This is a genomic window from Burkholderia sp. GW821-FHT14F03 (assembly GCF_058803765.1).
This window is the reverse complement of record NZ_JBXAPG010000031.1, coordinates 22289-43858: the sequence shown is the minus strand read 5'-3', so window position 1 is coordinate 43858 and position 21570 is coordinate 22289. Positions and strand designations below refer to the sequence as shown.

General features: G+C 68.1%; 22 protein-coding genes. 17 read left to right on the top strand and 5 right to left on the bottom strand.

The window, feature by feature from the left end:
* Positions 1 to 2: 2 nt before the first annotated feature.
* The 3 genes from mobA to AC1RQF_RS21170 form a co-directional block, all read right to left on the bottom strand.
* Positions 3 to 629, bottom strand: a complete 627-nt coding sequence (gene mobA, locus AC1RQF_RS21180) for a molybdenum cofactor guanylyltransferase MobA (protein WP_274001981.1) — start codon at positions 627 to 629, stop codon at positions 3 to 5.
* Complete coding sequence (moaA, locus tag AC1RQF_RS21175) at positions 629 to 1729, bottom strand: GTP 3',8-cyclase MoaA (RefSeq protein ID WP_492872886.1); 1101 nt, start codon at positions 1727 to 1729, stop codon at positions 629 to 631. Before moaA ends, mobA begins: the two co-directional genes overlap by 1 nt.
* Positions 1730 to 1868: 139 nt before the next feature.
* A complete protein-coding gene (locus AC1RQF_RS21170) occupies positions 1869 to 5024 on the bottom strand; it encodes an Rne/Rng family ribonuclease (RefSeq protein ID WP_492872885.1) in 3156 nt (1051 codons plus the stop codon).
* Positions 5025 to 5742: 718 nt separating this feature from the next.
* Between AC1RQF_RS21170 and AC1RQF_RS21165 the strand changes: the two genes are divergently transcribed.
* The 4 genes from AC1RQF_RS21165 to AC1RQF_RS21150 are packed head-to-tail and all read left to right on the top strand — an operon-like array spanning position 5743 to position 8809.
* Entirely contained in the window at positions 5743 to 6750 is a 1008-nt protein-coding gene (locus tag AC1RQF_RS21165; protein ID WP_274001985.1) for an RluA family pseudouridine synthase, read from the top strand.
* 4 nt (positions 6751 to 6754) lie between these two features.
* On the top strand, positions 6755 to 7414 hold the full coding sequence (locus AC1RQF_RS21160) for an HAD-IIIA family hydrolase (RefSeq protein WP_252983155.1): 660 nt from the start codon (positions 6755 to 6757) through the stop codon (positions 7412 to 7414).
* Positions 7411 to 7803 carry a Rieske (2Fe-2S) protein gene (locus AC1RQF_RS21155; protein WP_274001988.1) on the top strand — a complete coding sequence of 131 codons (393 nt, stop codon included), beginning with the start codon at positions 7411 to 7413 and terminating at the stop codon, positions 7801 to 7803. Before AC1RQF_RS21160 ends, AC1RQF_RS21155 begins: the two co-directional genes overlap by 4 nt.
* A 16-nt stretch (positions 7804 to 7819) precedes the next feature.
* Positions 7820 to 8809, top strand: coding sequence for a S49 family peptidase (locus tag AC1RQF_RS21150; RefSeq protein ID WP_274001989.1), 990 nt, complete (start codon positions 7820 to 7822; stop codon positions 8807 to 8809).
* A 22-nt stretch (positions 8810 to 8831) separates the two neighbouring features.
* On the opposite strand, the gene AC1RQF_RS21145 is transcribed toward AC1RQF_RS21150, so the two are convergent.
* Together AC1RQF_RS21145 and AC1RQF_RS21140 are read right to left on the bottom strand one after the other, a co-directional pair.
* A complete protein-coding gene (locus tag AC1RQF_RS21145; RefSeq protein ID WP_274001991.1) occupies positions 8832 to 9554 on the bottom strand; it encodes an SAM-dependent methyltransferase in 723 nt (240 codons plus the stop codon).
* The gene (locus tag AC1RQF_RS21140; RefSeq protein WP_274001994.1) at positions 9551 to 10186 is read right to left on the bottom strand and encodes a Maf-like protein; all 636 of its coding nucleotides are present in this window, start codon (positions 10184 to 10186) and stop codon (positions 9551 to 9553) included. Before AC1RQF_RS21140 ends, AC1RQF_RS21145 begins: the two co-directional genes overlap by 4 nt.
* 254 nt (positions 10187 to 10440) lie before the next feature.
* On the opposite strand from AC1RQF_RS21140, the gene AC1RQF_RS21135 reads away from it, so the two are divergent.
* The 13 genes from AC1RQF_RS21135 to AC1RQF_RS21075 all read left to right on the top strand — a co-directional run bounded on the left by AC1RQF_RS21135 (position 10441) and on the right by AC1RQF_RS21075 (position 21560).
* Positions 10441 to 11064 (top strand): DUF177 domain-containing protein, encoded by a 624-nt coding sequence (locus tag AC1RQF_RS21135; protein ID WP_274001996.1) that lies wholly within the window; start codon positions 10441 to 10443, stop codon positions 11062 to 11064.
* Positions 11065 to 11161: 97 nt separating this feature from the next.
* Positions 11162 to 11341, top strand: a complete 180-nt coding sequence (gene rpmF, locus AC1RQF_RS21130) for a 50S ribosomal protein L32 (protein WP_252983148.1) — start codon at positions 11162 to 11164, stop codon at positions 11339 to 11341.
* A gap of 133 nt (positions 11342 to 11474) precedes the next feature.
* Positions 11475 to 12578 carry a phosphate acyltransferase PlsX gene (gene plsX, locus AC1RQF_RS21125; protein WP_274001999.1) on the top strand — a complete coding sequence of 368 codons (1104 nt, stop codon included), beginning with the start codon at positions 11475 to 11477 and terminating at the stop codon, positions 12576 to 12578.
* Positions 12579 to 13568 carry a beta-ketoacyl-ACP synthase III gene (locus AC1RQF_RS21120; RefSeq protein ID WP_274002001.1) on the top strand — a complete coding sequence of 330 codons (990 nt, stop codon included), beginning with the start codon at positions 12579 to 12581 and terminating at the stop codon, positions 13566 to 13568.
* Between the two features lie 71 nt (positions 13569 to 13639).
* Entirely contained in the window at positions 13640 to 14572 is a 933-nt protein-coding gene (gene fabD, locus AC1RQF_RS21115; RefSeq protein WP_274002003.1) for an ACP S-malonyltransferase, read from the top strand.
* Between the two features lie 43 nt (positions 14573 to 14615).
* Positions 14616 to 15365, top strand: a complete 750-nt coding sequence (gene fabG / locus AC1RQF_RS21110; protein ID WP_274002005.1) for a 3-oxoacyl-ACP reductase FabG — start codon at positions 14616 to 14618, stop codon at positions 15363 to 15365.
* A 143-nt stretch (positions 15366 to 15508) separates the two neighbouring features.
* Positions 15509 to 15748 (top strand): acyl carrier protein, encoded by a 240-nt coding sequence (acpP, locus tag AC1RQF_RS21105; RefSeq protein WP_012735022.1) that lies wholly within the window; start codon positions 15509 to 15511, stop codon positions 15746 to 15748.
* 148 nt (positions 15749 to 15896) lie between these two features.
* Positions 15897 to 17135 (top strand): beta-ketoacyl-ACP synthase II, encoded by a 1239-nt coding sequence (gene fabF / locus AC1RQF_RS21100; RefSeq protein WP_274002026.1) that lies wholly within the window; start codon positions 15897 to 15899, stop codon positions 17133 to 17135.
* Positions 17136 to 17146: 11 nt separating this feature from the next.
* Positions 17147 to 17608, top strand: a complete 462-nt coding sequence (locus AC1RQF_RS21095) for a hypothetical protein (protein WP_274002028.1) — start codon at positions 17147 to 17149, stop codon at positions 17606 to 17608.
* A 70-nt stretch (positions 17609 to 17678) separates the two neighbouring features.
* Positions 17679 to 18278: an RNA polymerase sigma factor RpoE gene (rpoE, locus tag AC1RQF_RS21090; RefSeq protein ID WP_252983141.1), complete on the top strand. Its 600-nt coding sequence runs from the start codon at positions 17679 to 17681 to the stop codon at positions 18276 to 18278.
* Between the two features lie 86 nt (positions 18279 to 18364).
* The gene (locus tag AC1RQF_RS21085) at positions 18365 to 18976 is read left to right on the top strand and encodes a sigma-E factor negative regulatory protein (protein WP_274004246.1); all 612 of its coding nucleotides are present in this window, start codon (positions 18365 to 18367) and stop codon (positions 18974 to 18976) included.
* A gap of 5 nt (positions 18977 to 18981) precedes the next feature.
* Positions 18982 to 20037, top strand: a complete 1056-nt coding sequence (locus AC1RQF_RS21080; protein ID WP_274002030.1) for a MucB/RseB C-terminal domain-containing protein — start codon at positions 18982 to 18984, stop codon at positions 20035 to 20037.
* 17 nt (positions 20038 to 20054) lie between these two features.
* Positions 20055 to 21560: a DegQ family serine endoprotease gene (locus AC1RQF_RS21075; protein WP_274002033.1), complete on the top strand. Its 1506-nt coding sequence runs from the start codon at positions 20055 to 20057 to the stop codon at positions 21558 to 21560.
* Positions 21561 to 21570: the final 10 nt, after the last annotated feature.

The window sequence follows — 21570 nt, the reverse complement described above, 5'->3', positions numbered from 1 at the left end:
CGTCAGGCGCGGTTCAGTCCGGCCAGATCCTGCAAAGAGTTGGCATTGTAAAACGCGCGCTCGTCAGTAAAAGTGACTTCGACGGTCTTGTGGCGTGCGTACCACGCACGCATCCGGTGCTCGCCGGCTTCGAGCGCGGCCGTCAGGTCGTCCGCGAGCGCGGTGCGCACGAGCGCGAACACCGGGTGCGGCGAGCGCGCGCCGTGCGCGTCGACGGTCGCGGCCATCGCGATGTCGGCGTGCGCTGCGTCGAGCGCCGCGGCGAGCCGCGCGCCGAGATCGGCGGGCAGGAACGGCGAATCGCACGGCGCGCACAGCACGAAGGGCGCGTCGACGGCGAGCAGGCCCGCGAGCAGGCCGGCGAGCGGGCCCGCGAAGCTGTCGTCGGCATCGGTCGCGACCGTCGCGCCGAACGGCGCGCCGAGCACGGCGTAGCGGTCGAGATGGCGGTTCGCGCTGATCACGAGCGGGCCGGCCTGCGGCGCGAGACGGCGCAGCACGTGCAGCGCGAGCGGCTCGCCGTGCAGCAGTTGCAAGCCTTTGTCGACGCCGCCCATCCGCGTGCCGCGTCCGCCTGCGAGCAGCAGGCCGGCGGGGGCGGAGGAGGGAGAAGACGGGACGCTGCGCATCAGCCGCCGATGTAGGACATCTCGACGCGCCGGGCGTCGCGCACGGGCGCCGTCGGGCTGCCGCGCAGCTGCGAGTAGCGGTCGGCGCGCGCATGCCAGATCTGCGCGATCGCGGTGGCGATCTCGGCGTCGCTCGCGCCGCCGCGCAGCAGCGCGCGCAGGTCGTGGCCCGATGACGCGAACAGGCACAGGTACAGCTTGCCTTCGGTCGACAGGCGCGCGCGCGTGCAGTCGCCGCAAAACGCGCGGGTGACGCTCGAGATCACGCCGAGTTCGCCCGCGCCGTCCGCGTAGCCCCAGCGCTGGGCGGTCTCGGCGGGGCTGTGCGCGTCGAGCGGGACCAGCGGGAAATGCGCGGCGATGCGCGCGAGCACCTCGTCGGACGGCAGGACTTCGGCCATGTTCCAGCCGTTCGACGCGCCGACGTCCATGTATTCGATGAAGCGCAGGATCACGCCGGTATTCCGGAAGCGGCGCGCCATCGGCAGGATCTCGCCGTCGTTGGTGCCGCGCTTGACCACCATGTTGACCTTGAGCGGGCCGAGGCCGACCGCCTGCGCGGCGAAGATGCCGTCGAGCACGTCGGCGCTCGCGAAATCGGCGTCGTTCATGCGCTTGAACAGCGCGTCGTCGAGCGCGTCGAGGCTGATCGTGACGCGCGACAACCCGGCGTCCTTCAGGCTTTGCGCCTTTTTCGCGAGCAGCGCGCCGTTGGTGGTGAGCGTGAGGTCGAGCGGGCGGCCGTCGATCGTGGTCAGGCGCGCGAGCCGCTCGATCAGGAATTCGAGGTTCTTGCGCAGCAGCGGCTCGCCGCCGGTGATGCGGATCTTCTCGACGCCGTGCGCGACGAACTGCCGGGCCAGCCGCTCGATTTCCTCGTGCGACAGCAGGTCTGCGTGGGGCAGGAACGGATAGTTCTTGTCGAACACCGCGCGCGGCATGCAGTAGACGCAACGGAAGTTGCAGCGGTCCGTGACCGAGATGCGCAGGTCGCGCAGCGGCCGGGCCAGCGCGTCGTTCAGGACGCCGGTCGGGACGTGGGCGGGGCCGGGGACCGGCACGGCGCTCGCGTCGGCCACGGGAATGATGCGTCGGGACATGATGATTGAAAGGTAATCCAGACTTCCATTTTAGCTGGAAGCGACGAGGAGGACCGGTGCACGGCGTCCCGTGGAAAACCAGCACAGATAAAAAAGCCCGCCTCTTTCGAGGCGGGCTTTTGTCCAAGCGGCGCGGAACTTAGTGGTTCTGCGACGTTTCGACCTGCTGCATCGGCGTTGCGTCAGCCGGCGGCAGCGCCTTGCGCTCGCGCGGCACGCGCGCGGCGGGCGCGTGTTGCGACGCCTCGGCCTGCGCGGCGCGCAGCTTGTCCGTGTCGGTGTTGACCCACACGAGCCCGGCTGCTTCCAGCACGGTCTCGAGCTTCGCGGCCGGCGCAGGCGCGGTGGCGACCGGCACGGGTTGCGGCGCGACCGGCGCCGGGGCTGCTTCGACCGGCGCGGCCGTTACGACCGGCTCCGGCTGAGGCGCGGCGACCGGCGTCGGCGCGATGGCTTCGACCTGCGGTTCGGCGGGGGCGGCAACGGTTGCCACGGCCACGGGGGCGGCTTGCGGCGCAACCGGGGCGGTTTCGACCGCGACCGGGGCGGTTTCAGCCACGACCGGCGTTTCGACTGCGACAGGTGCCTCGACCGCGACAGGTGCTTCGATTGCCACCGGCTCGACGGCCGCCGGCTCGACATGCGCGACCGGTGCGGTTTCGACCACGGCCGGCTCGCTTGCCGGGGCAGCGGGTTCGGCTGCGACGACGGGCGTTGCGGTGTGGGCGACGTCCGTCACTGCCACCTCGGTTGCCGCTGCGGCGGCGACCACGGCCACGGCGGGCGCTGCGACCGGCTCGGCTGCGTGCGTTGCGGCGTCGGTTGCGCTGACGCCTTCGTCCGCGTCGCCTCCCTGGTGCATCACGCCCTGGATTTCCTCGTCACGCTCGCGACGACCGCCACGGCGGCCGCGACGGCGGCGGCGGCGCTCTTCGCTGCCGGCTTCCGCGTCACCGCCTTCGATATCAGGCGCGTAGCCCGGCTTGTCGGTCGCTTCCGCTGCATGCGCGTCGGTGCCGCGGTTCACGGTTTCGAGCGTGGCGGCATGCTGGACCGGTTTGCGGCGCTCGCCGCGCTCGCGGCGCGGCGCGTCGGCGGCTTCCGGCTGCTCGGCGCGTTCGCGTTGGTCGCGCGGCTCGCGGTTTTCACGCGGCTCGCGGGGTTCACGCGGTTCACGGGCCTCGCGCGGCTCGCGGTTCTCACGGGCCTCGCGCGGTTCGCGGCCTTCGCGACCCTCGCGGTTGTCGCGTTGGCCACGGCCTTCGCGCGGCTCGCGGCCTTCACGGCCTTCACGCGGTTCCCGAGCCTCGCGGCCCTCGCGGTTTTCACGGCCTTCACGCGCTTCCTTGCCTTCGCGTTCGGCGCGCGGCTGCTGCGCGCGGCCGCCGGCTGCCTGGTCACGGCCGCCTGCCTGCTGCGGGCCGTTGCCGCCGCGGCGGTTGCGGTTGCGATCGCCGCCGCGTTCGGCCTTTTCGCCGCGCTCGGTCTTGTCACCGCGTTCGCGCGCCGGACGGGCCGCTTGCTCCTTGGCGGCCGGCGCCGGAGCGGGCGCGGCGGCCGGCTGGAGGCCGAACAGGCCCTTCAGCCAGCCCACGAAGCCGCCGCTCGCCGCGACCGGCGCGGCGGGTGCCGCGGGCGCCGGCTGCGGGCGCTGCGGCGCCGGGCTGGGCGCCGGACGCTCGGGCGTGATGCCCTTCACGGCGGCTTCCTGCTTCGGCTTCACCTCTTCGGCGCGCTTGCTGTAGCCGGTTTCCGACTCGAGTTCGCGGGCGGCTTCCTCGGCCATCTTCCACGAGGCGCGCGGGTCGTCGAGGCGCGCGTCGTCGTGGCGCAGGCGTTCGAGCTTGTAGTGCGGGGTGTCGAGGTGCTTGTTCGGGATCAGCACGACGCCGACCTTGAAGCGCGACTCGATCTTGTTGATTTCCTGGCGCTTTTCGTTGAGCAGGAAGGCGGTTACCTCGACCGGCACCTGGCAGTGGATCGCCGCGGTGTTTTCCTTCATGGCCTCTTCCTGAATGATCCGCAGCACCTGCAGCGCGGACGATTCGGTGTCGCGGATGTGGCCGGTGCCGTTGCAGCGCGGGCAGGTCACGTGGCTGCCTTCCGACAGGGCCGGGCGCAGCCGCTGGCGCGACAGCTCCATCAGACCGAAGCGCGAGATCTTGCCCATCTGCACGCGGGCGCGATCGTGCTTGAGCGCGTCCTTCAGGCGCTGCTCGACCTCGCGCTGGCTCTTGGCCGATTCCATGTCGATGAAATCGATCACGATCAGGCCGCCCAGGTCGCGCAGGCGCAGCTGGCGGGCCACTTCATCGGCGGCTTCGAGGTTGGTGCGGGTCGCGGTTTCCTCGATGTCGGCGCCCTTGGTGGCGCGCGCCGAGTTCACGTCGATCGCGACGAGCGCCTCGGTGTGGTCGATCACGATCGCGCCGCCGGACGGCAGCGGCACGGTGCGCGAGTACGCGGTCTCGATCTGGTGCTCGATCTGGAAGCGCGAGAACAGCGGCACGTCGTCGTGGTAGCGCTTCACCTTGTTGACATTGTCCGGCATCACGATGTCCATGAAGGCGCGGGCCTGGTCATGGATCTCGGTGGTGTCGATCAGGATTTCGCCGATATCGGGCTGGAAATAGTCCCGGATCGCGCGGATCACGAGGCTCGACTCCAGGTAGATCAGCATCGGCTGGCCCGAGTGGCCGCTTTGCGAAGCGGCCTCGATCGCGCGCCAGAGCTGCAGCAGGTAGTTCAGGTCCCACTGCAGTTCCTCGGCGCTGCGGCCGATGCCGGCCGTGCGGGCGATCATGCTCATGCCGTCGGGCAGCTCGAGCTGGGCCATCGTCTCGCGCAGTTCCTGGCGCTCGTCGCCCTCGATCCGGCGCGACACGCCGCCGCCGCGCGGGTTGTTCGGCATCAGCACCAGGTAGCGGCCGGCGAGCGAGATGAAGGTGGTGAGGGCGGCGCCCTTGTTGCCACGTTCTTCCTTCTCGACCTGGACGATCAGTTCCTGGCCCTCGCGCAGCGCATCCTGGATGCGGGCGGAGCGCATGTCGACGCCTTCCTTGAAATACTGGCGGGCGACTTCCTTGAACGGGAGGAAACCATGGCGATCTTCGCCGTAGTTGACGAAACAGGCTTCGAGCGACGGTTCGATACGGGTGACGACACCCTTGTAGATATTGCCTTTGCGCTGTTCGCGGCCGGCCGTTTCGATATCGATGTCGATGAGTTTCTGTCCATCGACGATTGCGACGCGCAGTTCTTCCTGCTGCGTCGCATTGAACAGCATGCGTTTCATTGAACGACTCCAGGCGGCTCTGCCGGCGGCGCCTCGCGGTTGTCAGCCGGAGGGCGGGGACGACGTCAGGCCGCGCCTTGTTGTGTTGTCACAAGCACGCTGGAGCGGGGATGCCGACGGGGAGAATTGCCTGCGGAGGCCCGGCCCGGACGACAGGGGCGGTGGCCATTGGCACTGCGAACACGGCTTCAAAGCACGGCGTCGACACTCCGCGCGCCTCAGGGCGCGCTAAGCCTCCGACCGGGCACTGCCGCAAGGCGCGGGCGCAAGGTGCGCGCGACGCCGATGGGCGGCAGATGCTGCGGCTGGGCCGCAGCGGGGAGTATCGAATCCAGCCCGACTTTCCCGCCTGGGGTGTTCTTCCTTGGTTTGACGTCGCCAAGCTTCGCACTCTTCGCGAAGCCACATCAGGCGCACGCCGTAACATTCGCAACTGGAAGCGCAGGCTGCTCACTGCGCGGCGCGTGCGCTTCCAATTGAATTCTTTGGTCCAACATTCCGTTACCGCGGCAGCGTTTCAACCGAATCCGCCTGTGGGCGCGATCCCTGCCGAAGCCGGCTGCCGTGCGTGCAACTTGCTGCTTTCTGATTCATCAAGGACGAGCAGCACGCCCCCGGCGCAAGTAAAATGACGGTTTGCGCTTGCGCCTTGCACAGTCCGCCCGAATCGGCCGATCAGGCCGCCCGCGGCGGAAAGCTGCACAAAATTATATTCAGTATGAATGAGTTAGGCAAAATTTCTCAGAAATTGGTCGCGAGCGACCAGGTTTCACTGCTCGAAATCGACGACAGCGCGGCCGGACAGCGCATCGATAATTTCCTCCTGCGCGTCTGCAAAGGCGTGCCGAAGAGCCATATCTACCGGATTCTGCGCAGCGGCGAGGTCCGGGTCAATAAGGGTCGGGTCGACGCCCAGTACCGGCTCGCGCACGGCGACATCGTGCGGGTGCCGCCCGTGCGGATCGCGGCGGCCGACCTCGCGCGCGCCGACGCCCCCGTCGTGCAGCCCGCCGCGTTCGAGATCCTGTTCGAGGACGACGCGATGCTCGTCATCAACAAGCCGGCCGGGGTGGCGGTGCATGGCGGCAGCGGCGTCGCGTTCGGCGTGATCGAGCAGCTGCGTGCCGCGCGGCCGCAGGCGAAGTTCCTGGAGCTCGTGCATCGGCTCGACCGCGAGACCTCGGGTATCCTGATGCTCGCCAAGAAGCGCTCGGCGCTCGTCGGCCTGCACGCGCAGATCCGCGACAACCAGCTCGACAAGCGCTACTTCGCCTGCGGGCACGGCGACTGGGCGGCCGACTGGGGCCGCCGCCGCGCGGTCAAGGCGCCGCTCTTCAAGTACTCGACGCCCGACGGCGAGCGCCGGGTGCGGGTGCAGGACGACGGCCTGCCGTCGCACACGGTCTTCAACCTGGTCGATCGTTGGCCTGGCTACGCGCTGCTGGAGGCGGAACTCAAAACGGGTCGGACCCATCAGATCCGGGTACACCTTGCCCATCTCGGCCTGCCGATCGTGGGCGACGCGAAATACGGCGATTTCGCACTGAACAAGGCGCTGGCGCGCGCAAACGCGATGCCGTCGCTGAAGCGGATGTTCCTGCACGCGCACCGGCTGCGCGTCGCGCACCCGCTGACGGGCGAGGCGCTGCAGTTCGACGCGCCGCTGCCCGCGGAATGCCGCAGTTTCATCGATCAACTCACCGACTTGCGCGATACCGCCCGATAAAAGCATGGCTCGAGAGCAATTTGACCTGATTGTGTTCGACTGGGACGGCACGCTGATGGATTCGACTGCGCATATCGCGCACAGCATCCAGGCGGCGTGCCGCGACCTTGGCCTGCCCACGCCGTCGGACGAGGCCGCGCGCTACGTGATCGGCCTCGGGCTGCGCGACGCGCTGCAGATCGCCGCGCCGGATCTCGATCCGGCCGACTATCCGCGGCTCGCGGAGCGCTACCGGGTCCACTATTTCACGAAGGACCAGCGCACCGAGCTGTTTCCCGGCGTGCGCGCGATGCTCGAGGAGCTGCGCGACACCGGCTACCTGCTCGCGGTCGCGACCGGCAAGGGGCGGGTGGGCCTGAACCGCGCGCTCGACCAGGCCAAGCTGACCAGCCTGTTCGACGGCACCCGCTGCGCCGACGAGACCTTCTCGAAGCCGCATCCCGCGATGCTGCAGGAGCTGACCCGGGAATTGGGTCAGGATCTGGCGCGCACCGTGATGATCGGCGACACCACGCATGACCTGCAGATGGCCGCCAACGCCGGCGCGGCGGGCATCGGCGTCGGCTACGGCGCGCACGCGGCGGCGGCGCTCGCGGCGCTCGAACCCCGTTTCGTCGCGGCCGATATCGAGGCGCTGGCCGGCTGGCTGCGCGAGTACGCATGAGCGAGTCAACGCAACCCGCCTGGCGCGTGTGCGCCGCCGATGCGCTGGCCGACGGCGGTGCGGGCGTGCGCTGCGCGGCGCGCCTGCGCGGCGAGGAGGCGGTCGTGTTTTTCGTGCGCTACGAGGGCCGGGCCTACGGCTACCTGAACCGCTGCGCGCACGTGCCGATGGAACTGGACTGGGTCGAGGGGCAGTTCTTCGAGTCGTCCGGCCTGTATTTGATGTGTGCGACGCATGGCGCGATCTACGCGCCCGATACCGGCAAGTGCGTCGGCGGGCCGTGCCGCGGCGCGCGGCTGCGGCCGGTCCAGGTCGACGAACGGGACACGCCGGACGGCCGTGCGGTATTCTGGCTGCCCGACGACGACCTGCATCCCGCAGCGTCCTGACTTCTGACGACCCCGCATGGCCGACCAACTGACTCCTTCTGATTCGACCCCTAAATCTTCCACCGGCGGCGAGTCGGGTTGGGAGCGCGCGGCGCTCGAGCGGATCGCGCTCGCGGCGATCAAGGAACAGCGCGCGGCGCGGCGCTGGCGGATCTTTTTCCGCTTCGCGTTCCTGGCGGTGCTGCTGGTCGTGGCGTTCGCGCTGGTCGATTTCTCGGGCGACGGCAAGCTGTCGTCGGGCCGCCACACGGCGCTCGTGACGATCGACGGCGAGATCGCCACGGGCACCAACGCGAATGCGTCCGACATCAATTCGGCGCTCGACGACGCGTTCGACGACGCGGGCACGGCGGGCGTGGTGCTGCGCATCAACAGCCCGGGCGGGAGCCCGGTGCAGGCGGGCATCGTGTACGACGAGATCCGCCGGCTGCGCAAGCAATACCCGTCGAAGCCGCTCTACGTGGTCGTCACCGACATGTGCGCGTCGGGCGGCTATTACATTGCGTCGGCCGCGGACAAGATCTACGTCGACAAGGCGAGCATCGTCGGCTCGATCGGCGTGCTGATGGATGGCTTCGGCTTCACGGGCCTGATGGACAAGCTCGGGGTCCAGCGCCGCCTGCATACCTCGGGTGAGAACAAGGGCTTCTTCGATCCGTTCTCGCCGGAAACGCCGAAGATGGACGCGCATGCGCAGGAGATGCTCGACCAGATCCACGCGCAGTTCATCAAGGCGGTGAAGGACGGCCGCGGCGCGCGGTTGCACGACAGCCCCGAGTTGTTCTCGGGGCTGTTCTGGACCGGCGAGAAGAGCGTCGAGCTGGGGCTCGCCGACGGCTTCGGCACGACCGACAGCGTCGCGCGCGACGTGCTGAAGGCGCCCGACATCGTCGACTACACGGTCAAGGAAAGCCTGTCCGACCGGGTCGCGCGCCGTTTCGGCGCGGCGGTCGGCCATGCCGCGATGAAGGCGGCGCTGGCGGGCGGCGAGTTCAAGCTGCGCTGATCCGCCGCCCGCCGGGGCCCGGCTAGTTCGCGAGCAGCAGGAAGATCGCCGGGCGCTTGTGCAGGTCGGGCGCGGGCGCCTTTTTCCAGGCGGCGGCCGGGCGGCTCAGGATGGTCTCGGTCGACAGCGTCAGGTCGGCGGCGACGCAGATCAGCGTCGACGGCGCGCAGGTCGCCGTCAGCGTGTCGAGCATCGCCTGATTCCGGTACGGCGTCTCGATGAAGATCTGGGTCTCGTTCGCCTTGCGCGAATGCGCCTCCAGTTCCCGCAGCCGCTTCGCGCGGGCGGCGGCGTCGACCGGCAGGTAGCCGTGGAACGCAAAGCTCTGGCCGTTCAGGCCGGATGCCATCAAGGCAAGCAGGATCGAACTCGGGCCGACGAGCGGCACGACCCGTACGCCGCGCTCGTGCGCGCGCCGCACCAGCAGCGCGCCGGGGTCGGCGACGGCCGGACAGCCGGCCTCCGACACGAGCCCGGCGTCGGTGCCGGCGAGCAGCGGCGCGAGCAGCCGCTCGATCTCGGCTGCCGGCGTCTTGACGTTCAATTCGCGGATCTCGATGTCCTGGATCGGCCGTTCGGTGCCGATCTTCTTCAGGAAGGCCCGGGTCGTTTTCGCGTTCTCGCCGACGTAGTAGCCGAGCGTCGCGGCGCGCGCCTGCACGGCGGCAGGCAGCACGGCCGCGAGCATCGCCGCGTCGCCGTCGCCGAGCGTGTTCGGGATCAGGTACAGGGTGCCGGTCGTCATCGTGCGATGCCTCCCGAGGCGGCGCCGAACAGCGGCAGCCCGGCCGTGCCCAGCATGCGCGTGAGCGCGATCAGCGGCAGGCCGATCAACGCGGTCGGATCGTCGGAATCGATCGCATCGAGCAGCGCGATGCCGAGCCCTTCGGATTTCGCGCTGCCCGCGACGTCGTAAGGGGTCTCCGCGTGCAGATAGGCGTCGAGCGCCGCGTCGGCGAGCGTGCGAAAGCGCACCCGCGTCACGACGTCCTCGCGCTGCGCGTGGTCGGTGCGGCTGTCGTAGAGGCACAGCGCGCTGTGAAACTCGACCTCGCGGCCCTGCATGGCCTTCAGCTGGGCCAGCGCGCGCGCGTGGGTGCCCGGCTTGCCGATCTGCAGCCCGTCGAAAGTCGCGACCTGGTCCGACCCGATCACGAGCGCGCCGTCCGGCGCGTCGATCTGCCGCGCGACCGCGCGCGCCTTCGCTTCGGCGAGGCGCAGGGCGGTCGCGGCGGGCGTTTCGTCCGGCAGCGGGGATTCGTCGAGGTCGGGGCTCAGCACGTCGAACGGCAGGCGCAGACGCTCGAGCAGCTCGCGCCGATAGCGGGAGCTGGAGGCAAGGATCAGGCGGGGGAGGCGGGAAGGGGTGGCCGGCATGATGGAAAGCGGTTGAGGCGGATCAATGGGGCGCCCGCTGGGCGCTGTTTAAGTGTTTGACTCGAAAAGACAAAACGGTTATGCTTTTGCGCTTTTCATCGGCAGTATTTGTGCCGATTTCTTCGGAAACCGCTCCGGAGGCCGCGCCGAGCCTGTGTCAGGCCCAGGCGGGCGGCGCCGGGCGGGTGGGTCAGCAACGGGCCAGGCCTGGCCGGTACGCCCGGCCATCCCGATCGACGACAGCAGGAGCGCACATGACATCTTCCGGCAAACCTGCGGTTTCGCTCGATCCGCACGCGGTCGACCTGTTCGAGTTCGCTCGCAGCGGCCGTCAGGCGGCGGGCGCGCTGCACCTGTCGCAACTGCCGCGCATGTTAAACGAAGTGCCGGCCGACGCGCCAGACCGCGATACGCGCTTCACCTGGCAGGCGGAGGGCTCGACCCAGCCGGAACTGCAGGACGACGGAACCGAGGGGCCGCAGCCGTATCTGCGCCTCGCGCTGCACGGTTCGGCGTGGCTCGAATGCCAGCGCTGCCTGACGCCGTACCAGCAGGCTTTCGATGTCGACGTGGTGTATCGCATCGTGGCGACCGAAGAAGAAGCCGAGGCATTCCCGCTCGACGACGATGAGGTCGATGTGATCGTAGGCTCGCGCCAGTTCGATCTCGTCGACCTGATCGAGGAGGAGTTGCTGCTTTCGCTGCCCCTTGTGCCGAACCACGATGTGTGTCCGGCGGTGCACGAAAGCCTCGTGTCGGGCGCGAGCGCCCCCGTCGCCGAAGCGGATGAAGCATCCGACGAGGCGGGCGGGGAGAGCGACAAGCCGAACCCGTTCGCGGCGCTCGAGGCGCTGAAGCGAGACGGCGAGAAACACTAGGCAGTAGGAGCACGGGAAGGCGTTGGGCCGTCGGGCCCGGGATGTTAAGCGTCGGATCGGGCTGTGTTAGAATCCGAAAAATTTTTAGGAGTTAGTCATGGCAGTTCAGCAAAACAAGAAGTCGCCGTCGAAGCGCGGCATGCACCGTTCGCACGATTTCCTGACGGGCGCGCCCATCGCGGTCGAGCCGAGCACGGGTGAAGTGCATCTGCGCCACCACATCAGCCCGAACGGCTACTACCGCGGCAAGAAGGTCGTCAAGACGAAGAACGACTAAGCGTCGCGTCGCGCGGTGCCTGATGATGATTCGGGCGGTTCGTGCGACAAGCGGTTCGCTTGACACTTTCCTGGCTCGACAAAAAGGCGGCATTCAACTGCCGCTTTTTTGTGCCTGAAATTCGTCGCACTCCATGACTGTAAAGCTCACAATCGATTGCATGGGAGGCGACCACGGCCCGTCCGTGACCGTTCCCGCCGCAGTCAAGTTCGTCCGCGCGCATCCCGACGCCAGCCTGATGCTCGTCGGCCTCGACAGCGCGATCCGGGCCCAGCTCAAGAAGCACAAGGCGCTCGACGAACCCGCGCTGACCATCGTGCCCGCCACCGAAGTCGTGGCGATGGACGATCCGGTCGAAGTCGCGCTGCGCAAGAAGAAAGATTCCTCGATGCGGGTCGCCCTCAATCACGTGAAGGACGGCGACGCGCAGGCCTGCATCTCCGCCGGCAATACCGGCGCGTTGATGGCGGTTTCCCGTTACGTTCTCAAGACGCTGCCCGGCATCGAGCGGCCCGCGATCGCGTTCGCGCTGCCGAATCCGACCGGCTACACGATGATGCTGGACCTCGGCGCGAACGTCGACTGCGAACCGCAGCATCTGCTGCAGTTCGCGGAGATGGGGCACGCGCTCGTCGCCGCGCTCGAAGGCAAGGAGCGTCCGTCGATCGGCCTGCTCAACATCGGCGAGGAGATGATCAAGGGCAACGAGACGATCAAGCGCGCGGGCGAATTGCTGCGCGCCAGCACGCTCAATTTCCGCGGCAACGTCGAAGGCAACGACATCTACAAGGGCACGGTCGATGTGATCGTGTGCGATGGTTTCGTCGGCAACGTCGCGTTGAAGACGTCGGAAGGGCTCGCGCAGATGCTCGCCGACATCATCAAGGAAGAGTTCAGCCGCTCGCTGCTGTCGAGGCTGATGGCGGTGCTCGCGCTGCCGGTGCTGCTGCGCTTCAAGAAGCGCGTCGATCATCGGCAGTACAACGGTGCGGCGCTGCTCGGCCTGCGCAGCCTCGTGATCAAGAGCCACGGCTCCGCGGACGCCTATGCGTTTGAGTGGGCGATCAAACGCGGGTATGATGCCGTCAAAAATGGCGTGCTGGAGCGACTGTCGCGGGCGATGGCGGAAAACGCCGCGCCGCTGGCCGACGGACGCGAGGCGGGCGGGGCGGGCGGTGCGAGCCCTGTGGCCGGTCAGCCAGCAGAGCCTTCCGCCGCGCTATCCTCTAAAGCATAAATGGCCCAATCGACTCTCTATTCCCGCGTGCTCGGCACGGGCAGCTGTCTGCCGCCCAACCGGGTCACGAACCAGGACCTCACCGATCGTCTCGCGCAGGAAGGCATCGAGACCAGCGATGAGTGGATCGTCGCGCGCACCGGTATCCACGCGCGCCACTTCGCCGACCCGAACGTGACCACGAGCGACCTCGCGCTGGTCGCCGCGCAGCGCGCGATCGAGGCCGCCGACGTCGATCCGCAGTCGATCGATCTGATCATTGTCGCGACCTCGACGCCCGACTTCGTGTTCCCGAGCACGGCCTGCCTGCTGCAGAACAAGCTCGGGATCAAGAACAACGGCGCCGCGTTCGACGTGCAGGCGGTGTGCTCGGGCTTCGCGTACGCGCTCGCCACGGCCGACAGCTTCATCCGCAGCGGCCAGCACCGCACGGCGCTCGTGATCGGCGCGGAAACCTTCTCGCGCATCCTCGACTTCAAGGACCGCACCACCTGCGTGCTGTTCGGCGACGGCGCGGGCGCGGTCATCCTCGGCGCGTCCGAGGAGCCGGGCGTGCTCGGCAGCGCGCTGCATGCGGACGGCAGCTACTCGCATATCCTGTGCACGCCGGGCAACGTGAACGGCGGCGTGATCAGCGGCAGCGCATTCCTGCACATGGACGGCCAGGCCGTCTTCAAGCTCGCGGTGAACGTGCTCGAGAAGGTCGCGGTCGAGGCGCTCGCGAAGGCGGGCCTCGCACCCGAACAGGTCGATTGGCTGATTCCGCACCAGGCGAATATCCGTATCATGACCAGCACCTGCCGCAAGCTCGGCTTGCCGCAGGAACGCATGGTCGTCACCGTCGGCGAGCACGGCAACACCTCCGCTGCGTCGATTCCACTCGCGTTCGACACCGCAGTGCGCGACGGCCGCATCAAGCGCGGTCAGCATGTGCTGATCGAAGGCGTCGGCGGCGGCTTCACGTGGGGCGCGTCGGTGTTCCGCTACTGATTTCCGCGGATCTCATCCCAGCCGGCGCGCAGAAGCTGCGCGCCGCTCGAATCGATTCATTTGGGGACGTTATGAAATTTGCATTTGTCTTTCCCGGCCAGGGCTCGCAGGCTGTCGGCATGCTCGACGCATTCGCCGACCTCGCCGTCGTGCGCGAGACGGTCCAGGAGGCGTCCGATGCGCTCAAGCAGGATCTCGGCAAGCTGATCGCCGAGGGCCCGGCGGAAGAACTCAATCTCACGACCAATACCCAGCCGGTGATGCTGACCGCCGCCTATGCGTGCTATCGCGCGTGGCAGCAGGCGGGCGGCCCGGCGCCGTCGATCGCTGCCGGGCACAGCCTCGGCGAGTACACCGCGCTCGTCGCGTCCGGCGCGCTCGCGTTCGCCGACGCGGTGCCGCTCGTGCGGTTCCGCGCCCAGGCGATGCAGACCGCGGTGCCGGTCGGCCAGGGCGGCATGGCCGCGATCCTCGGTCTCGACGACGAGACGGTGCGGGCCGTGTGCGCGGAAGCATCGGTCGCCGGCGTGGTCGAGGCGGTGAACTTCAACGCGCCGGCCCAGGTCGTGATCGCCGGGGCCAAGGCCGCGGTCGAGAAGGCCTGCGAGGTGGCGAAGGCGAAGGGCGCGAAGCGCGCGCTGCCGCTGCCGGTGTCCGCGCCGTTCCACTCGTCGCTGCTGAAGCCGGCGTCGGACCAGTTGCGCGACTATCTCGCGCGGGTCGACGTGAAGGCGCCCGCCGTCGACGTCGTGAACAACATCGACGTGGCCGTGGTCAGCGATCCGGCCGCGATCAAGGACGCACTGGTGCGTCAGGCGGCCGGCCCGGTGCGCTGGGTCGAGTGCGTGCGGCACATCGCGGGCACGGGCGTCACGCACGTGATCGAATGCGGCCCGGGCAAGGTGCTGACCGGCCTCACGAAACGCATCGACGGCAACCTGACGGGCGCCGCGGTGTTCGATCCGGCGTCGCTCGACGAGGCGCTCAAGCTCGTCGCCGCGTAAGCGGAGCCAGGCGCTCGCCGTTCACCGAACCACGGAAGATTTCATGGAAAAAACTCTCGATAAACAGGTTGCGATCGTTACCGGCGCATCGCGCGGCATCGGCCGTGCGATCGCGCTCGAACTGGCGCGTCGCGGCGCGATGGTGATCGGCACCGCGACGAGCGAGTCGGGGGCCGACGCGATCAGCGCGGCATTCAAGGAAGCCGGTCTCGAAGGCCGCGGCGCGATGCTGAACGTCAACGACGCAGCCGCCGCCGAGGCGCTGATCGAGGCGACGGTCAAGGAATTCGGCTCGCTCGGCGTGCTCGTCAACAACGCGGGCATCACGCAGGACCAACTCGCGATGCGTATGAAGGACGACGACTGGGACGCGGTGCTCGACACCAACCTGAAGTCGGTGTTCCGCCTGTCGCGCGCGGTGCTGCGTCCGATGATGAAGGCGCGCGGCGGCCGGATCATCAACATCACGTCGGTGGTCGGCTCGGCCGGCAACCCGGGGCAGGTCAACTACGCGGCGGCGAAGGCCGGCGTGGCCGGCATGACCCGCGCGCTCGCGCGCGAGATCGGCAGCCGCGGCATCACGGTGAATTGCGTGGCGCCCGGCTTCATCGACACCGACATGACGAAGGCGCTGCCCGACGAACAGCAGGCGGCGCTCAAGACCCAGATTCCGCTCGGCCGCCTCGGCAGCCCGGACGACATCGCACACGCGGTCGCGTTCCTCGCGTCGCCGCAGGCCGGCTATATCACAGGCACGACATTGCATGTGAACGGCGGCATGTACATGTCGTAACGGATTTCGTTTACCATCCGCGCCGTGCCACGTTAATCCTGTCGCGGCGCTTGTCTAACCGTAAAGCCGGCGCGCATTTTGGGCGGCAGCAAACCTGATAAAATGCGCGCACTTGTAAATCTGAACTTTCCCTCGGAGGGGTAATGGACAACATCGAACAACGCGTCAAGAAGATCGTCGCTGAACAACTGGGCGTCGCCGAAGGCGAAATCAAGAACGAAGCATCGTTCGTGAACGATCTGGGCGCGGACTCGCTCGACACCGTCGAACTGGTGATGGCACTGGAAGACGAGTTCGGCATGGAAATCCCGGACGAAGAGGCCGAGAAGATCACGACCGTGCAGCAAGCGATCGACTACGCTCGCGCGAACGTCAAGGCCTAAGCGCCGTCCGCGTCGTTCAGCGCATACTGCGTTTGAGGCGCATCTCGCCGGCTCCGTCCGGCAGAGCTAACAGCCACAGGGCTCGCAGGGCTGGTTCCTGTGGCTGCTGTGGCTTTTGTTTTTGTCATCCAATGGAAAAGAGGTTACCGTGAGCCGCCGTCGAGTCGTTGTTACAGGCCTTGGGCTGATTTCGCCTGTTGGCAATAATGTTGCCGACGGCTGGGCCAATCTGGTGGCCGGCAAGTCCGGCATCGCCAACATCACGAAGTTCGATGCGACGAACTTCTCGACCCGCTTCGCAGGCGAGGTGAAGGGCTTCAATATCGAAGACTACCTGCCCGCGAAAGAAGCGCGTCACATGGATACGTTCATCCACTACGGCGTCGCGGCCGGCATGCAGGCGATGCAGGACAGCGGTCTTGCGATCACCGAGGAAAATGCCGAGCGGGTCGGCGTCATCGTCGGCTCGGGGATCGGTGGCCTGCCGATGATCGAGGTCACGCAAACCGAACTGCTGAACCGCGGTCCGCGTCGGATCTCGCCGTTCTTCGTGCCGGCGTCGATCATCAACATGATCTCGGGCCACCTGTCGATCAAGTTCGGCCTGAAGGGCCCGAACCTCGCGATCGTCACGGCCTGCACGACCGGCCTGCACTGCATCGGCGAGGCGTCGCGCCTCATCGAGTACGGCGATGCCGACGTGATGATCGCCGGCGGCGCGGAATCGACCGTCTCGCCGCTCGGCATCGGTGGTTTCGCGGCCGCGCGCGCGCTGTCGCAGCGCAACGACGATCCCGCGACGGCGAGCCGTCCGTGGGACAAGGACCGCGACGGTTTCGTGCTGGGCGAGGGTGCGGGCGTGATGGTGCTCGAGGAGTACGAGCACGCGAAGGCGCGCGGCGCGAAGATCTACGCCGAGATCGGCGGCTATGGGATGAGCGGCGACGCCTATCACATGACCGCGCCGCTCGAGGACGGCGACGGCGCGCGCCGTTGCATGGTCGCTGCGCTGCGCAACGCGGGCATCAATGTCGACCAGGTGAACTACCTGAACGCGCACGGCACGTCGACCCAGCTCGGCGACCTCGCTGAAACGATCGCGATCAAGCGCGCGTTCAACGACCACGCGAAGGACATCGTCGTCAATTCGACCAAGTCGATGACGGGCCACCTGCTGGGTGGCGCGGGCGGTCTCGAGTCGGTGTTCACGGTGCTGGCCGTGCATCATCAGATCTCGCCGCCGACGATCAACATCCTCAACCAGGACCCCGAGTGCGATCTCGATTACTGCGCGAACGAAGCGCGGGACATGAAGATCGACGTCGCGCTGAAGAACTCCTTCGGCTTCGGCGGGACTAACGGCACGCTGGTCTTCAAGCGCGCCTGACGCAGGCTCACTTGACGGATCCTTTCCGCGCCGGTCCGCGCATCGCGCTGCGCGCGTCGGCCGGACTGGCCGGCGCGCTGGCCGGGTGCGTGGCAAGCGCGGCATGGGCCTGCCGGGTGGTCGCGACGCCCCTCGTCGGGCCGTCCGGCGCGACGCTCCTCGCCTTGCTCGTGGCCGCCTGGCTCGCGCTGCGGGTCGGCGCGGCCTGGCGACGCAGGGTGCCCGCGCAGCTCGGCATCGATGCCGGCGCGGGCACGCTCGCGGCGTTCGACCGCGCGGGCCGGCTGCTGGCGGAAGGGCGCGTGGTCGACGGCGTGCAGTGGAGCGATCTGCTGCTCGCGCTGACCGTACGCGGCCGGACGAAGCGTGCGGCCACGCTGTTCGTGGCCGCGGATTCGGTCGACGTATCCACGTTTCGCGTACTCTCCGTGCTGGGCCGTCGCGCGCGTCGCGGCGAACCGGCACGGGCGTGACGCGCGCGGCGCGAGGGCGGGGCGCTACAATGGCGTTCCGCGTTGCATCCCTAGTTAACGGATTTGTCAGGTGAGTGAAAAAGAAATCGACCAGGCGCTGGTCGAACGCGTACAGAAAGGCGACAAGGCGGCGTTCGAACTCCTGGTCACCAAATACCACCGCAAGATCATCCGACTGATTTCGCGCCTCGTGCGGGATCCCGCGGAGGTCGAGGACGTGGCCCAGGACGCCTTCATCAAGGCGTATCGGGCGTTGCCGCAGTTTCGCGGCGAATCGGCGTTCTACACGTGGTTGTACCGGATTGCCGTGAATACGGCGAAGAACTACCTTGCGACCCAGGGTCGCCGGGCGCCCACCTCGACTGAAGCGGATGCCGAAGAAGCGGAAACTTTCTCCGACGCCGACCAACTAAGGGATATCAACACGCCCGAGTCGATGTTGATGAGCAAGCAGATCGCCGAGACGGTCAACGCCGCCATGGCCCTGCTGCCGGAAGAATTGCGCACGGCGATCACGCTGCGCGAGATCGAAGGCTTGAGCTACGAGGAAATCGCGGAAATGATGGGATGCCCGATCGGCACGGTCCGGTCGCGGATCTTCCGCGCCCGCGAGGCGATCGCCACGCGGTTGCGGCCATTGCTCGATACGCCGGAAGGCAAGCGCTGGTAAGCGCATGGCGGGCCGGGACGGCCCGGGGTCTAGAGGTATCACAGAAAGTCGTGGATCACGACGGGATAGGTAAGATGGGGAGCATCATGGGGTCGGTTTCTACACAGTCGCAAGCATGCTCGCAAGGCGAGCGCCTGTCCGCACTGGTCGACGGCGAGCCGCTCGACGGGCTTCAGTTGGGGCAGCTCCTGGCCGGGCTTGGCGAGACCGAGCGCGTGACCTGGGCGCAATACCACGCGATCGGCGATGCGCTGCGCTCGGATGAGCTTGCGCTGTCGCCGGCCGTCAGCGAAACCTTCATGACGCGCTTCTCCGCGAGCTTCGCGGCGGAGCCGCACCTGCTCGCGCCGGCCGCGATCAGCCCGGTGGCGCGCACGCTGCTGTCGTGGCGCCGCCGCGTCGTGCCGGCGTTCGCGGTGGCGGCGGCTGCCGCCACGCTGACCTGGATCGTCGTGCCGCAGTTGCAGGGCACGGGTGGCGGTCAGGCGCAGATCGCGTCGGCGGGCGCGCCGCAGGGCGGCGTGCAGCGCGTCGCGGCCGTTCAGGCAGGCGCGCAGCCGGCGTTGCAGGATGCCAACATCATCCGTGACGCGAGCCTCGACCAATATCTCGAAGCGCACCAGCAGTTCGCGCAGCAACCGGTCGTGACGGGCTCGATGCCGCTCATTCGCGCCGCCGTGACCACGCAAGGCCAATAAACCCGATGCGGACATTGCAGGTGAAGCACGCCATTCCCGGCTGGAAGCGGCTGCCGGCGCTGTTGCTTTGCGCGGCCGCGCTGTTGTCCGTTCAATCCCACGCCGTCGCGCAGCAGCCCGACGATCTCGTCGCCACGCGGCGCGCCGCGGCGGACTGGCTCGACCGGATCCAGCAGGCCGCGCAGCAGCAAAGCTACGAAGGCACCTTCGTCTACCAGCGCGGCACCTATGTGCAGTCGTCACGCATCGTCCATGTGGCGGTGAAGGGCGACGGCGAGTACGAGCAGATCGAGACGCTCGATGGCAAGCCGCGCAAGCTGCTGCGCCATAACGACGATCTCTACACGTTCGTGCCCGAGCGGCGCCTGTGCGTCGTCGAACGGCGCCAGAACAAGGATTCCTTCCCGGCGCTGCTCGGCGCGAGCGGCGAGCAGGTGCTGGCCGTCTACGAGCCGAAGCTGCTCGGCCAGGACCGGGTCGCGGGGCTCGACGCGCAGGTCGTCGAACTGATGCCGAAGGACGCCTACCGCTTCGCCTACAAGCTCTGGACCGACGCGCGCACCGGGCTGCTGCTGCGTTCGCAGACGCTCGACGCGGACGAGCGCGTGCTCGAGCAGATCGCGTTCTCGCAGGTGCAGATCGGCGCGGGCAATGCCGCGCAGAAGGGCGCGATCGCGGCAGGCATGCGCAACCTGACCGGCTGGACCGTGGTGCGGCCGCCTGTCGCTCCCGTCGACATCGAGGCGCAGGGCTGGCTGATCGCGCCGACCGTCGCCGGCTTCCGCAAGATTCGCGAAGTGCGCCGTCCGATGGCGTCGCGCGATGCCGGCGATCCGCCGATCCCGGTCGACCAGGCGGTCTATACCGACGGCCTCGCCACCATCTCCGTATTCATCGAACCGGCCGAGAAGAATGTCCGCAAGGAAGGCGCGGGCAGCACCGGCGCGACCCACGTGCTCGTCAAGCGCCGCGGCGACTACTGGATCACCGCGCTGGGCGAGGTGCCGCCGGCGACCTTGCAGCAGTTTACGTCTGCCATAGAATACAAGGCTTCCAAGTAACCTTCCTCCGGTCCGACATGAAGAAACTTTCGCTGCGCAACTGGCTGGCCGCCGCGGTGGTGGCTGCCTGGGTTCCGTTCGTCCCCCACGCATCGGCGGCGCCCGCGGCGAGCGCCGCCGGCGCGAGCACGCCCGTGGCGCCGGCGCGCGCAGGGCTGCCCGATTTCGCCGATCTCGTCGAGAAGGTCGGGCCGGCAGTCGTCAACATCCGCACCACGGCGAACGTGCCGACCGACACGCGCGGCATGATGCCGCCGGGGATGGACAACGGCGACATGTCGGAATTCTTCCGTCGCTTCTTCGGCATCCCGTTGCCGCAGGCGCCGGGCAATCCGAAGGGCGCGCAGCCGAACCCGCCCGATGCGCCGGACGCCGAGCAGAACCGCGGCGTCGGCTCCGGCTTCATCCTGTCGTCGGACGGCTACGTGATGACCAATGCGCACGTGGTCGACGATGCGGACACGATCTACGTGACGCTGACCGACAAGCGCGAGTTCAAGGCGAAGCTGATCGGCGTTGACGAGCGCACCGACGTGGCGGTCGTGAAGATCAACGCGACCAGCCTGCCGAGCGTCGCGATCGGCGATTCCAACCGGGTCCGCGTCGGCGAATGGGTGGTCGCGATCGGTTCGCCGTTCGGGCTCGACAACACCGTCACGGCCGGCATCGTCAGCGCGAAGGGCCGCAATACCGGCGACTACCTGCCGTTCATCCAGACCGATGTCGCGGTCAACCCGGGCAACTCGGGCGGTCCGCTGATCAACATGTCGGGCGAGGTGATCGGCATCAACTCGCAGATCTACAGCCGCACCGGCGGGTTCATGGGCATCTCGTTCGCGATTCCGATCGACGAGGCGATGCGGGTGGCCGACCAGCTGAAGGCCTCGGGCAAGGTGGTGCGCGGCCGCATCGCGGTGGCGATCGGCGAGGTCACGAAGGACGTCGCCGACTCGATCGGCCTGCCGAAGGCGGAAGGCGCGCTGGTCAGCAGCGTCGAGCCGGGCGGCCCGGCCGACAAGGCGGGCATCCAGCCGGGCGACATCATCCTGAAGTTCAACAATCGCCCGGTCGATACGGCCACCGACCTGCCGCGCATGGTCGGCGACACGAAGCCCGGCACGCGCGCGACGGTCACGATCTGGCGCAAGGGCCAGGCGCGCGACCTGCCGATCACGATCACCGAGGTGCCCGTCGACAAGAACGCCAAGGCGGACGCGGGCCAGAGCCAGCCGAAACCGCGCCAGAGCAACTCGCTCGGGCTGACGGTGAACGATGTGCCGGCCGACCAGCTGAAGGCGCTCAAGCTGCGCGGCGGCGTGCAGATCGTCAATGTCGACGGTCCGGCCGCGCGCGCGGGCCTGCGGCGCGGCGACATCGTGCTGCGGGTCGGCGACACCGACATCACGAGCGCGAAGCAGTTCGTCGACCTGACCGCGCAGCTCGATCCGCAGAAGGTGGTGGCGGTGCTGGTGCGGCGCGGCGACAACACGCAGTTCATCCCGATCCGTCCGCGCCAGAAGTAGGCGAATCGTG